Source organism: Lacticaseibacillus sp. 866-1 (assembly GCF_016861825.1).
GTDB lineage: Bacteria > Bacillota > Bacilli > Lactobacillales > Lactobacillaceae > Lacticaseibacillus.
This window is the reverse complement of record NZ_BOLU01000028.1, coordinates 22,366-35,696: the sequence shown is the minus strand read 5'-3', so window position 1 is coordinate 35,696 and position 13,331 is coordinate 22,366. Positions and strand designations below refer to the sequence as shown.

The 13,331-nt window shown below is 56.5% G+C and carries 10 protein-coding genes; 3 read left to right on the top strand and 7 right to left on the bottom strand.

Annotation, left to right across the window (positions count from 1 at the left end; translation table 11 throughout):
* Positions 1 to 425: 425 nt before the first annotated feature.
* The 3 genes from JUE30_RS09115 to JUE30_RS09105 all read right to left on the bottom strand — a co-directional run bounded on the left by JUE30_RS09115 (position 426) and on the right by JUE30_RS09105 (position 4,703).
* Positions 426 to 1,877, bottom strand: a complete 1,452-nt coding sequence (locus tag JUE30_RS09115; protein WP_203624580.1) for an NCS2 family permease — start codon at positions 1,875 to 1,877, stop codon at positions 426 to 428.
* 169 nt (positions 1,878 to 2,046) lie between these two features.
* Positions 2,047 to 3,498, bottom strand: coding sequence for an NCS2 family permease (locus JUE30_RS09110; protein WP_125754938.1), 1,452 nt, complete (start codon positions 3,496 to 3,498; stop codon positions 2,047 to 2,049).
* A gap of 212 nt (positions 3,499 to 3,710) precedes the next feature.
* The gene (locus JUE30_RS09105) at positions 3,711 to 4,703 is read right to left on the bottom strand and encodes a D-2-hydroxyacid dehydrogenase (RefSeq protein WP_203624579.1); all 993 of its coding nucleotides are present in this window, start codon (positions 4,701 to 4,703) and stop codon (positions 3,711 to 3,713) included.
* Between the two features lie 174 nt (positions 4,704 to 4,877).
* Between JUE30_RS09105 and JUE30_RS09100 the strand changes: the two genes are divergently transcribed.
* The 3 genes from JUE30_RS09100 (at position 4,878) to JUE30_RS09090 (ending at position 7,827) form a co-directional block, all read left to right on the top strand.
* On the top strand, positions 4,878 to 5,936 hold the full coding sequence (locus JUE30_RS09100) for an ATP-grasp domain-containing protein (protein WP_203624578.1): 1,059 nt from the start codon (positions 4,878 to 4,880) through the stop codon (positions 5,934 to 5,936).
* Between the two features lie 1,034 nt (positions 5,937 to 6,970).
* Positions 6,971 to 7,408 carry a hypothetical protein gene (locus JUE30_RS09095; RefSeq protein WP_203624577.1) on the top strand — a complete coding sequence of 146 codons (438 nt, stop codon included), beginning with the start codon at positions 6,971 to 6,973 and terminating at the stop codon, positions 7,406 to 7,408.
* A 128-nt stretch (positions 7,409 to 7,536) separates the two neighbouring features.
* Positions 7,537 to 7,827, top strand: a complete 291-nt coding sequence (locus JUE30_RS09090) for a hypothetical protein (RefSeq protein ID WP_203624576.1) — start codon at positions 7,537 to 7,539, stop codon at positions 7,825 to 7,827.
* 66 nt (positions 7,828 to 7,893) lie between these two features.
* Here JUE30_RS09090 and JUE30_RS09085 read toward each other — a convergent pair whose 3' ends face one another.
* From JUE30_RS09085 to rplI, 4 genes are all read right to left on the bottom strand, one after another.
* Positions 7,894 to 9,183 carry an adenylosuccinate synthase gene (locus JUE30_RS09085; RefSeq protein WP_203624575.1) on the bottom strand — a complete coding sequence of 430 codons (1,290 nt, stop codon included), beginning with the start codon at positions 9,181 to 9,183 and terminating at the stop codon, positions 7,894 to 7,896.
* A gap of 176 nt (positions 9,184 to 9,359) precedes the next feature.
* Positions 9,360 to 10,514 (bottom strand): hypothetical protein, encoded by a 1,155-nt coding sequence (locus JUE30_RS09080; RefSeq protein ID WP_203624574.1) that lies wholly within the window; start codon positions 10,512 to 10,514, stop codon positions 9,360 to 9,362.
* Between the two features lie 411 nt (positions 10,515 to 10,925).
* A complete protein-coding gene (gene dnaB / locus JUE30_RS09075; RefSeq protein ID WP_203624573.1) occupies positions 10,926 to 12,365 on the bottom strand; it encodes a replicative DNA helicase in 1,440 nt (479 codons plus the stop codon).
* A gap of 506 nt (positions 12,366 to 12,871) precedes the next feature.
* Entirely contained in the window at positions 12,872 to 13,327 is a 456-nt protein-coding gene (gene rplI / locus JUE30_RS09070) for a 50S ribosomal protein L9 (RefSeq protein WP_125754931.1), read from the bottom strand.
* Positions 13,328 to 13,331 lie beyond the last annotated feature (4 nt).

The window sequence follows — 13,331 nt, the reverse complement described above, 5'->3', positions numbered from 1 at the left end:
ATGTGGTACTTGCACATCCACTTCGTATGAGCGAGTGAGTTTGCTTGGTTTGCCATATGTTTCTTCTCTCCTTTTCGATTATGTAGTATGGCCTTGAACATCCATATTCTAATCGACGAGGAGAGTTTTTCGTATAACCCATTTGACTCCACCCGCACAGCGGGTGGTTTTGAGCCTCGCGCGTCTCCGCGCGAGCCCGGCTAAAGCCTCTATAACTAAAAAAGCCGCCGGTTGGGGGACCGGCGGCGTTACTGGGGAACGTGATCACGCTTTGGGGGAACGCGTCACGCACATCACTTGGGAGGAGTGAAAATGAAGAGGTTTCGGAGTGAGAAGCGTCTTGCTTCTACTCTTATAAGATTACAGGCTTCGGGTGAAGAAACTGTGACCGTGATGTGGCTCTTTTGCCTTTTTTCCTTGGCGGTTTAAAGAATCGCCATGAAGACGAAATCGAGGATGAAGCCGGCCGTGACCACCCACAGCACCGGATGCACGTCCTTGGCCTTACCGGTGATCAGCTTGATCAGGCAGTAGAAAATGAACCCGGCCGCGATGCCGTAAGAAATGTTGTAAACCAGCGCCATCACGATCGACGCCATGAACGCCGGCACGGCCTCTGCCAGGTTGGACCAGTCAATCTCCTTGAAGCTGGACATCATCATGACCCCGACCATGATCAAGGCCGGTGCGACGGCCTCACTGGGCACAACCGCGATAATCGGCGAAAGCAGCGAACTCAGCGCAAAGCACGCCGCGACCACGACCGCCGTCAGCCCCGTGCGACCGCCGGCCCCAATACCGGCCGCACTTTCGACGAACACGGTGACATTGGACGTGCCGAAAATCGAGCCGACCCCTGTGGCAATCGCGTCGGAGAACAGCGCGCGGTCCATTTTGGATGAGAACCCCGAGCCGCGGTTCATGTTGGCCATGTCCTCATCGGAGAAGATGCCGGTGCGGCGGCCGGTGCCGATGAAGGTGCCCAGCGTGTCAAAAATATCGGAGAAACTGAACGAGAAAATCGTCATCACCGACAGCAGAATGTGGTGCGTGTCCGTGAACAGGCTGCCGAACCCTTTGCTGGAAAACGCCGCCCCGAACGTCGTCCCCAGCTGGCTGATCGCCTCGCCCAGCGAATTGCCGGCGGCCAGGTGCAGGTTCGTGACCCCAAACGGGATCCCGATCAAGGTGGTGGCGACAATGCCGATCAGCACCGCGCCCGGCACCTTTTTCACGACCAGCACCGCCATCAGCAAAAGTCCGATCAGCGCAACGATGGCCCCCGGCTGAGTGAAGTTGACGAGCGCCGGGGTGATGCCGCTGCCGCCGGTGACGACGCTGGACACACCGTGGGCAAAGCTGCCGCTTGCGGCCTTACCGTTGACGCTGAGCAAACCGCTGGCACTGCTGGTGAACTGCAGAAAACCCGCATTTTTCAGCCCGATGTAAGCGACGAAAATGCCGATGCCGCCGCCGATCGCGTGCTGCAGCACCGTCGGGATCGCGGTGATAATCAGCTTTCGGATCTTGGTCACGGTGATCAAAATGTTGATCACCCCGCACAGGAACACCAGCGCAAGCGCCTCTTGCCAGGTGAAGCCCAGCCCGGCAACGACCGTGTAGGTGAAGAACGCCTGCAGCCCGAGCCCCGGCGCGAGCGCGTAAGGCACGTTCGCAAATAGGCCCATGACCAGCGTGCCCGCGACACTGGCGACGATGGTGGCCAGAAACACGGCCTGGCTCGGCATCCCCGTCAGCGACAGCGTGGCCGGCGCGACGAACAGGATGTACGACATCGCGAAGAACGTCGTCAGCCCCGCTAAAATTTCCGTGCGGACAGTGGTGCCGTTTTCCTTCAGCTGAAAAAAGTGTCCCATGATTCGCTCCCTCGAATGATTTAATGTCTTTCACAATATGCGTTTTTTTCATGAAATTCAACCAGAAAATGGGCTGTTTTTCATGAAAACGTATTTAATGTTCGGGTTTAGCAAAAAAGACGACGGTCAGGTTTTTGCCCGACCGCCGTCTTTGAGACTGTTCATTTAGTTAAAGGACCGCGAGCACCACGAAGTTCAGGATGAACCCGATGGTGACAATACCGAGAATCGGATGGATCTCCTTGGCCTTGCCCTGGATCAGCTTGATCAGGCAGTAGAAGATGAAGCCGGCCGCGATGCCGTATGAGATGTTGTAAATCAGACCCATGACGATCGACGCCATGAAGGCCGGCACGGCCTCGGCCAGGTCGGACCAGTCGATCTCCTTGAAGCTGGAGACCATCATGACCCCGACGAGGATGAGGGCTGGCGCAACGGCTTGCGTCGGCACGACCGAGATCAGCGGCGCGAACACCGCCGAAAGCAGGAAGCACAGCGCGGTGACCACAGAGGTCAGGCCGGTGCGACCACCGGCGCCGATGCCGGCCGCGCTTTCCACGTAGGTCGTGGTGTTTGATGTGCCGAAGATGGCGCCGATCGACGTGGCGATGGAATCAGCGAACAGCGCCTTGTCCATTTTAGACGCGAAGCCCGAGCCGTGTTCCATTTCATCGATGTCTTTGTCAGAGAAAATGCCGGTGCGGCGGCCGGTGCCAATGAAGGTACCCAGCGTGTCGAAGGTGTCAGAGAAACTGAAGGCGAAAATCGTCATCAGCGTCAGCAGGATCTGCTTGGCGCTGGTGAACAGGCTGCCCATCCCCTTGCTGGAAAACGCTGCGCCGAACGTGGTGCCCAGGGCGCTGAAGGAGCTGCCGAGGCTGTTGGCCGACGAGAATGACAGGTCGGTCACGCCCAGCGGAATGCCAATCAGGGTGGTGACGATGATGCCGATCAGGACCGCGCCCGGCACTTTTTTGACGACCAGGATGGTCATCAGGACCAGGCCGATGAGGGCCAGGCCGGCACCTGAGCTGGTGAAGTTGACCAGCGCCGGCACAATGCCGCCGCCGGAAACCACGCCGGTGACGCCCTTGATCGTCTTGGTGGCGCTGTATGCGGCGTTGTTGATGGACAGGATGTTGGAGGAATCAGAGGTGAATTGCAGGAAACCGGCGTTCTTGAGCCCGATGTAGGCGATGAAGACCCCGATCCCCCCGCCGATCGCGTGCTGCATCACTTCTGGGATCGCCATGATGATCATCTTGCGGACCTTCGTCACGGTGATGGTAATGTTGATCAGGCCACAGATGAAAACTAGCGCGAGGGCCTGCTGCCAGGTGTAGCCCAGGGCGAAGACGACGGTGTAAGTGAAGAAGGCGTTGAGCCCCATCCCTGGCGCCAAGGCGTATGGCACGTTGGCAAAGAGCCCCATGAACAGTGTCCCCACCGCACTGGCGATGATGGTGGCCAGGAACACCGCTTGGTACGGCATCCCGGTTTGCGACAGGACCTGCGGGTTAACGAAAAGAATGTACGACATCGCAAAGAATGTCGTTAAACCCGCCATAATTTCTGTAGAAACACGTGTATTGTTCTGCTTTAGCTTAAAGAAGTTCTCCATTTTTCTCTCCTCGTTCGCTTTTATGGGTAAAGCATACCGCGAGAAAATTTGGATTTCAAGTCTAAAGGCAAACATTACAAGACGTTTTTTAAATCATTGTTCATATATTATCTGGTTAATAACAAATATTGGGGGATTTTCCCTTGGGGCAATCGTCTTTTTCATCTATTTTGGGGAAATAAAAAGCCGCAACCACTCGCGGCTTCATTCGTTTATTTAATCCTGACCTCATCCGGCGCTTCGCCTGTCGTCAAGAACCCGACCAGGTTTGCCAGTGAGAAGTTAACCATGTTCTCGACTGCTGTTTCGGTGTGATACGCGACATGCGGCGTCAGCAAAACGTTGGGCAGTTGCGCCAGCTCTTCCCACTGCGGGTCGGTGAACTTGCCCGTCTGTTCATAGCGCAGCAGCGCCGGTGATTCATGCTCGTAGGTGTCGATCCCTGCCCCGCCAAGGTGGCCGGCGCGCAGATGCTTCAGCAGCGCGGTCGTGTCGACCAGGTTGCCGCGCGCCGTGTTGATCAGTACCGCGTTTTGTTTCATCAGAGTCAGCGCGGCGTCATCGATCAGGTGATCATTCGCCGGAATGCCTGGTACTTGCAAGTCGACCACGTCTGATTCAGCGAGTAACTGCTTCAAACTGACATAGGTCGCGCGGGGCTCAGGGTGCCCAGGATGCGGATCATACGCGAGCACGTTTGCGCCAAAACCAGCGAACAGGCGAATGGCGGCCTGTCCGATCCGGCCGGCCCCAACCACGCCGACCGTGCTTTGCCCCAGTTCCCGGCCCAGAAAACTCGCCGCCTGATTCCAGTTGCCCGCAGCCAGCGGCGCCCGCGTTTCGCCGAGGCGGCGCAACAGGTAAAGCGTCATGGTCACCGCAAACTCCGCGATGGCACTCGGCGAATACGCCGGCACGTTGGCGATGCGAATTTTATTCTGCTTGGCGGCGGCCAAATCGAGGTTATCCAGCCCCACGTTGCGAATGGTCAGAAAATGGATCCCAAACTCCGCCAGCTGGGTGAACACCGCCGCGGAATACGGCGTCGTCTGCAAACAGTTGACCCCGTCAAAACCCCTGGCCCAAGCCACGGTTTTCTCGTCGAGCAGTTCTGAGTGCAGCGATAGCGGCTGGTTATGGGTCTTCTGCCAGGCCTCAAAGTAGGCAAGTTCGTCTGGTTTGACCCCGTACACGATAATTTTCACGAAGGGCGCGCTCCTTTTAACTTTTTCCTCAGTATACAGGGCGCGGCCGGGGTTTGGCCACTGTTGCCGGCCGTGTAAAGCTTAAAATTAAGTGAAAGCGGTTACTTTCCTGTTAATCTCTAAATTGGCTGTGATACACTTAAGGTTCTAAAACTATCGGGAGGTTTTATACCTATGAAAATTGTCGTATTAGCCGGCGGCCGGAGCACCGAGCGCAACGTCTCGATCTCCAGCGGCTACCGACTGACCAACGCGTTGCGTGACAAGGGCCACGAAGCCACGTTCATCGACCTGTTCCTCGGCTACGACCTGAAAGGCCAGCCGGCTTCATCCGTGTTCGAAGACGCCAACACATCCAAGGATCTGAACATCTCGGATGCGATCTTGACCGATGAAGACATCAATGCGCTGCGTCCCGGCGACGACACAACGCTGTTTGGCCCCAACGTGCTCGACATCTGCAAGGCAGCCGACATCGTCTTCCTCGGCCTTCACGGCGGCGACGGCGAAAACGGCAAGGTTCAGGCCGTGCTCGACCTGAACAACATCAAGTACACCGGCAGCGGCTCCACCGCCTCCGGCATCACCATGAACAAGGTCTACTCCAAGGAGATCATGCTGTACCACAGCATTAAGACCGCGGCGTTCGTTGAGATCACCCGCGACCAGGGGCCAAAAGGACACAAGCTCCCGTTTGCCTACCCGGTCGTGCTCAAGCCGACTTCGGGTGGTTCCTCTGTCGGCACTCACATCGTGCACAACGATGAGGAGCTCGAAAGCGGCCTCGTGGACGTTTTCCGCTTCGACAACTCGGCCATCGTTGAGGACTTCATCGAGGGCCGCGAGTTCTCGCTGGGTGTCGTCAACGGCCACGCGTTCCCGGCCATTGAAATCAAGGTCCACGACGGTTGGTACGACTTCGAGCACAAGTTCCAGCCTGGTCACACCGACTTCATCACCCCGCCGCACGACCTCGACCCCGCGGTTCACGACGAAATGAAGCGCGTGGCGATTCAAACCATGAAGGTCTTAGGCATGCAAAACTACGGCCGCGTCGACTTCTTCGCCAACGACTTTGGCGTTTGGGTCATCGAAGCCAACAACCTGCCGGGCATGACGCCGCTGTCCCTCCTGCCGCAAGAAGCAGAGGCAGAAGGCGTGGCCTACCCAGACCTCGTCGAAAGTATCGTCAAGGGCAAGCTCAAGATCTACGAAGATGGAATGAATAACTAACAGGCTGCGGAGGTCGGCGCTCATGGGGTGAGCATCTAGAGGCTGAGAAGCGAAGCGTATTTAGCCCGAGCGCACCGATGTCTGTGTTAGTCGGCACTGTTGTCAGAAATCGAGAGCCATGATAAAATGACTTCATCGAGGATCTTTTTCCATCTATAGCACGAATGCCGCCTCCTTTGTGCCAAGGGAGCGGCATTTTTATCGCTACGGCGTATGCGGCCATAGCGCGTGAGCCGGATGGCAGCTAGCTTCTACTCATTCATCATCGTCCAGCCAGCGATCGATGAGTCCTCCGACTATGTCGACCAGGAGCGGCATAATGAATAGCTCGAGGATCTTGTCCATACTTGCACCCCCTCTCGGAGGCTAGTTGCCTATTCAATAATTTCGCCAGAGAAGCAGAAACGCCTGAGGGTTGCCGGCCTGTTGTCAGAAAACGACAGCCATGATAAAATGACCTCATCAAGGATTGTATCCATGAGAGCACGAATGCCGCCCCCTTTTGCGCAAGGGAGCGGCATTTTTCACTACGGCGTTATTGCCATAGCGCGTGGGTTAGATGGCAGCTAGCGGTATTCATTCACCATCGTCTACCACCGATCGATGAGCTTTTGGGGTATGCCGACGAGCAGCGGCATAATGAATAGGTCAAGGATCTTCTCCATGCGAACACCACCTCTCGGAGGCTAGTTGCCTATTGTAAAATTACGCAGTCTGTCCTAACAGCCCTAAAAGTAGGAACCATTTGACACGCCCGCTAAAACTTGAGATACTACTTCCGGTGCCAAACCACGATCCGGGTACTCGGTCGGCGCGAGAGCGTTCAGAAGGCTGACGCACCGGATCACTGAGACCACGATGAGAATCGTGGCCTTTTTTGTCTGATCAGGCCAAATAAGCCGTTCAGGCGCCCGCTTTGATTAGAATTTGGCTTATTCCTCTCATACTCTCTTATCCTGCTTTCATTATCAACGTATTCGCCGCCGAAGTGGTCTATACTTTTCCTCGGACTTTTTTCACAAAGGAGAGAGAAAATGAAGAAGAGTATGCGTTTATTGTTGGCACTGTTGACCGGGATCCTGCTGGTCGTTGGCCTCAGCGGTTGCAAGAGCAATGACTTGAGCCTGAGCCTCAACAAGACCACCGTTAGTTCCGATGATTCCGGTAACGCCACCGCCAAGGGTACAGTCAAAGGCGACGGCGTCCTGTACATCAATGGTCAAAAGGCGACCAGCCAGCCGAAAAACGGCAAGTTCAGCGCTGACTTCATGGTCAGCAAGGCATACCAGGACAACAAGGTCACTGTGAAATACGAAGACAGCAAGGCCAAGAAGTCTGTTTCCAAGAAGCTGACCGTTAAGGCTAACGCCGGCGCCAAGCGGATTCACGCCAAGGAGCAAAAGCACACCGACGAGGTCAATAACACCTGGAACCAGCTGAAAGATAGTGACAGCAGTACCGCCTCCAAATAAATTCAGTCTTTTCACCGACTGATGTCCTTCCAGTTAACGCTGGGAGGGCATTTTTGCACCCTTGATGCGGATTCAGTCCCACGTGGTATAAACTGAGAAAAATCAGGTCAATCAAGGAGGCGAACTGGATGATACTTAACATCCTCATCGTAGTCTATGCAGCACTCACCATCTTTGCCGTCATTGCTGACTGGCAACCCACTGTACTGGTAAACTGGGTCAGCTTAGCCGCGGCGATTTTTTTGCTACTTGGTCTTCGGTGGCATTGGGCGATTCTAGTCGCTATCGTTCTGCTGCTGGCTGCGGCCATTGCCCAGGGCTATCAGCGCTACGGCCACATCCACTGGTCGCATCTGGTCGTGCGCCTGCTGCTGAGTGCGGCGATATTGGTTTTTGGGGGATTGCAGCACTGGCACTAACTCACACGCATACAGCAATGCCCCCGGTTCGCACCGACGCGAACCGGGGGCATTTTTAGCCTGACGTTAGAATTTCTGCCAAATATCTGCCAGCACATTGGTCTGCTCGCGGTCCGGGCCCACTGAGAACGTCAACAGGTCGACGTTGGTCAGTTCAACGATGCGCTTCACATAATTGCGGGCGTTTTCGGGCAAGTCGGCCAGCGTCTTGGCGCCGGTGATGTCCTCGTCCCAGCCGGGCAACTCCTCGTAAATCGGCTTGCAGGCCGCCAGCTCCTTGAGTGACGCCGGGTAGCGCGTGATGGTCTCGCCGTTCAGATCGTAGGCCGTGCAAATCTTCACCGTCCTGAGCCCAGTCAGGACGTCGATCGAGTTCAGCGCGAGATCAGTGACTCCGGCAACGCGGCGCGCATGGTTGACCACCACGGCGTCGAACCAGCCAATACGACGCGGACGGCCGGTGACGGTGCCGTACTCGTGGCCGGCCTCACGAATGAAGCTGCCATCGTCGTCAAACAGCTCGCTTGGGAACGGGCCGTCGCCGACACGCGAGGTGTATGCCTTGGCCACGCCGACCACGCGATCGATCTTCGACGCGCCAACACCAGACCCAGTGGTGACCCCACCGGCCGGATTGGATGAAGTGACAAACGGGTAGGTGCCCTGGTCAACGTCAAGCATGGTGCCTTGCGCGCCTTCAAACAGTACGTTTTCGCCGTGGTCGATGGCGTCGTTCAGCACGACGGACGTGTCAGTGACGTATTGCTTAATTTGCTGACCATAGCCGTAGTATTCCTCGAAAATGTCGTCAAAATTCATCGGTTCAGCGTCGTAAATCTTGGTGAACAGCAGGTTCTTTTCCTTGAGGTTGGCGCGCAGTTTTTCCTCAAAAGTCTCCCGGTCAAGCAGGTCGGCGATGCGAATGCCGACGCGGGCGGCCTTGTCCATGTACGCCGGGCCGATGCCGCGGTTGGTGGTGCCAATCTTGTCCGCGCCCTTGGCCGCTTCCTGCAGCTTGTCCAGCGCGATGTGGTACGGCAGGATGACCTGCGCCCGGTCGGACACGCGCAGGTTATCGCCGGCAACGCCTTGCTCGCGCAGGTGCGCCAGTTCTTCAACCAGGCTCTTCGGGTTGACGACCACCCCGTTGCCGATCACGGACAGCTGGTGTGAATGCAGGATGCCGCTGGGGATCAGCCGCAGCTTGTACACCTGACCGCCCTGGTGAATCGTGTGCCCGGCGTTGTCCCCGCCTTGATAGCGGCCGATGATCTTCGCGCCTTGGCTGAGGAAATCGGTAATTTTCCCCTTACCTTCGTCGCCCCACTGTGTGCCAACAACTACGACTGTTCCCATGACTGCTCGCTCCTTCGTCTCGATTGGTAAATGCCACTCATTGCCACTCAGTATGATAACAACATTGCGGCTGGCTTTCAAGCCTAAACCCGAATGTTAATTTTTTAAATTTAAAAAGAATACAAAAAATCCGAACAATTTGTGTCCGGATTTTTCAATATTCAAAAATAACCGAATTACCGTTCGTGATGCAGCCGCGCTTCCTGCAGGTAGGCATAGATGTGGCCGAACGCGATCTCCTGCACGTCATCAAACGCGACCAGGGCCGGCTCACTGTCACTCGGCAGCTGCATCTCAAAGTTGGCAGGGCCGACCGCCTCGGGCACGCCCATCAGGTGGTCGTCATCGTCCTTGGTGCGAACGCGCACCACCCGCTCGAAGGCCGCCGCCTCCTGGATCAGACTCTGAAACAGGTCTGAGGAGCTGTCAAACTCGCGGTCCGCGTTCAGCACCGGCTGCTTTTCCAGGTGATTGGCCATCATCCAGTCGCTGTACGCGCGAACCGTTTGCAGGTAATCCGACGCCAGCGTCACACTTTGCAGACTGGTGAGCCGCAGCGCCACGTAACCGCCGAACTGACCCGCCATGTCCTTGAGCCGCAGCACGACCACGCTGTCGTTGATGGCCTTGACCGTGCCGACATAGAACTGGTCGTCCCCGCCCTTCGGCATCGCCGCCAGCAGTGTGCCGGCGGCCTGCGCATCCGTGAACACGGACTTGAGCTGGCCGTCGTTTTGCACGATCTTAGTGACGACGTGGCGCAGTTCGTCGCGTTTTTGAACCAGCTGACTTTCCAAATGCAGCTCAAGGCCCTGAAACTCGACCACCAGTACGTCACTGAAATCGACCTGCATGTAGCGCACATCAGTGTAATTGAACTTGTTGAACACGGACAGCGTCATGCGTCCTTCCGCGACGGCCGTCACCTGGCCTTCCAGATACGCGTCATCATCGGCGAGGATCACCAGGATTACCTCACCCGTTCGCTGCGCCTGGGCGGCCAGCTGGTGCATCAGGCTTTTGCGCGGGTCAAAATGCAGCTCGGGGCTCGGCTCCGCCATGGTGAGAAAATGCTTCTCCGCCGCCACGCGCATGCGAAACGACATGTCGACCAGGTCATCCCCGGCGAACTCGACCTGATCGATCGCGGTGAACGCAATCAGCACCGCCCCGTCGGCGATCCCCGCGTCGTTGTACGTCGAAAGGAGCACCCGCTGCTTGCCCAGCGACTGTACGTAACCAGTGTAAAAATCATCGGTGTCGCGCTGGTAGACGTTGATCAAAAGCTGCTCGTTGAGGGCAGTCATGAGACTCATCAAAATTGCATCCATGGTGGGGACCTCCTTTCTGTGAGGTTGCGTAGGGTCTGCGCGCTTAGGGAAACAGCTAGCCTAGCCTACCGCATTGGCGCCGTTCTTTGGCGCCGAGGCGGTGGGCGTTGATCAGCCAGTCTCGCAAAGCGAGTTACTGGCTGACATGCGTAGCTGCTAGATGCTTCCCCGTTGCAGACCCGAAGCGCGACTAAGTGTACATCCGTCGTATCACTCAGTCGGGCAACAGGGTGGTACGCCTAGTCGCGCTCCGCACTGGCAACGCGGGAGTGGATAGCTACGCTCAGCGCCTCGAAGCCAAAGTGCGGCTTCAATGCACTGAGCTATGATCAGACTGTAGCCGTTCACGGCGTACAGTCTGACATGCATAGCGGCTATCCATCCCGCTAAGTTCGCCAGTGCTTCGCAGCCTTACTCTTGCATCGGTGCCAGCGAACTGAACTTGTTATAGGACTTCACAAACAGCAACTTGACCGTACCGCGCGCGCCCGAACGGTTCTTTTCGATGATGACTTCAATTGGGCCAACATCCGGCTCGTCGCCGTTGCCCTGGGCATTGTTGTTGGTATTGTCGGCGTCATCGTCGTCGCCGCCTTCACCGTCGCGGTAGTAGTCCTCGCGGTACAAGAACGCGACAATGTCGGCATCCTGCTCGATCGACCCGGATTCACGAATATCGGACAGCACTGGCCGTTTGTCCTGGCGCTGCTCAACGCCACGCGACAGCTGCGACAGTGCGATGACCGGGCAGTGCAGCTCCTTGGCCAGCTTTTTCAGCTGACGCGAAATCGCGGAGACTTCCTGCTGCCGGTTTTCGCCGGTGCCTTCGATCAGCTGCAGGTAATCGATTACGACCAGGCCCAAGGGGTGAGCACCCTTTTCCTGATTACCATTCTTGTCTGTGGTTTTCTTTTCCTTCATTTCCTTTTGGAGCTTGAGGCACTCGGAGCGAATCTGTGCCACGCGCATGCCTGGGGTGTCGTCGATGAAAATCGAGGCATTGCTCAGGCTGCCCATCGCCACGACCAGACTGTTCCAGTCGTCAGGGGTCAGCTGGCCCGTGCGCAGGTGCTGCGAGTTGATGTTGCCTTCCGCACACAGCATGCGGTTGACCAGGGACTCCGCCCCCATTTCCAGCGAAAACATCGCGACAGTCTTCGGCGTCTTGGTACCGACGTTTTGCGCAATATTCAGGGCGAACGCCGTTTTCCCGACGGCCGGGCGGGCGGCCAAAATAATCAGCTCATCGTCGTGCAGGCCGGTCGTGATTTCGTCGAGGGCCTTGAAGCCAGTCGGCAGTCCCGTGATGGTCTGATCACCCTGCGCCAACTTGTCGATCTCGTTCATGGTCAGGTTCAGCACGTCTTTGATGGGGCGGAACCCGCCTTGCTGGTTGCCATCGTTGACCTTCATGATCGCCGATTCGGCGTTTTCCATCAGCGCTTGTACGTCATGGGGATCGTCGTAGCTCTGCTGGATGATTTTCGTCGCGGCATCGATCAGCTGGCGCAACTGCGCCTTGTCCGCGATAATTTTGGCGTAATAGACCACATTATCTGGCGTTGGGACGGCGTCGGACAGCTCCATCAAATACGGCACGCCACCGACGTCATCGAGCTGGTTGTGGTCGTCCAGGTAATTCTTAACCGTGACCACGTCGATGCCTTCCTCGTTCAACGACAGGTCGGACATCGCGGCGAATACGAGCTGGTTTGCGCGCTTATAAAAAGCCTCCGGCACGAGGAACTCTTCGGCCGTCGCAAGCGAACTTGGGCTCAGAAAAATGCCCCCGAGAAGCGCTTTTTCGGCGTCTGTATCTTGCGGTGGCATGTTCCGGATCTGATTATCCATGCTCGAGGGCTCCTTTTCTTACATCGTGAGTTATCTTATATAGTTTAGTTTACGCCGCAGGGTTTAGCAACAGACCGACCGCCAGGAAAAAGTAGGTCAGCATCCCGCCAGCACAACATTAGACGTCAATTAAATGACACCCGCTATGAATCAAAAAAGTGCACTGACATGGTATCCTATGCTAGCCCGCCGTGCGGTGGCACACCTTTCAGACTCAAATTGGAGGTGATGCCTATGTTATTATTTTGGGGGCCTCCAGAATGGAGGACGCGTGAATACGTTTGAAGTGTTAACGTTGCTGTTTCAATTTGGCACGTTAATTGCTTACATCGTCATCAGCCGCGACCAAAAGAAATAGCCGCCCGGCCATAAGCCAGACGACTGAAGAATCAATCTAAAGTCTGAAGGTGACCACCGGGTTCAGCGGCGGGTGACCCAGGGGCGTCGTGTTCGCGCACGGCGCCTTTTGTGTCTCCATTATAGCATGGTGAACAACTTGCCCGCTACTACTTCTGCGCGGTGATGTGAACGCGGATCCTGGCGTCGACGCCTGGGTACAGGTGAACCGTTACATTGCGGAAACCAAGGGCACGAATCGGCTCCGGCAGGTCCATCTTGCGCTTATCGACCTTGATCTGGTACTGCTTTTCCAGGGCCTGGGCGATTTGCTTGCTTGGGATCGAGCCGAACAGCCGGGAGTCCTCGCCGGCCTTGCTTTGGATCTGCACGACCGTCTTGTCGTCTTCGAGCTTAGTTTTGACGGCTTCGGCCTCGGCGCGATGTTCAGCCGCCTTTTTCTCTTCAAGCTTCTGCTGGCCGCGCAAGGCACTCATTGCCTGCGGAGTGGCCGGCTTGGCCTTACCGTTTTTGATCAGGAAGTTCTGTGCGTAGCCATCCGGGACCTCTTTGACCTCGCCACGGTTACCTTTGCCTCGTACGTCCTGCGTAAAAATCACTTTCATAAGA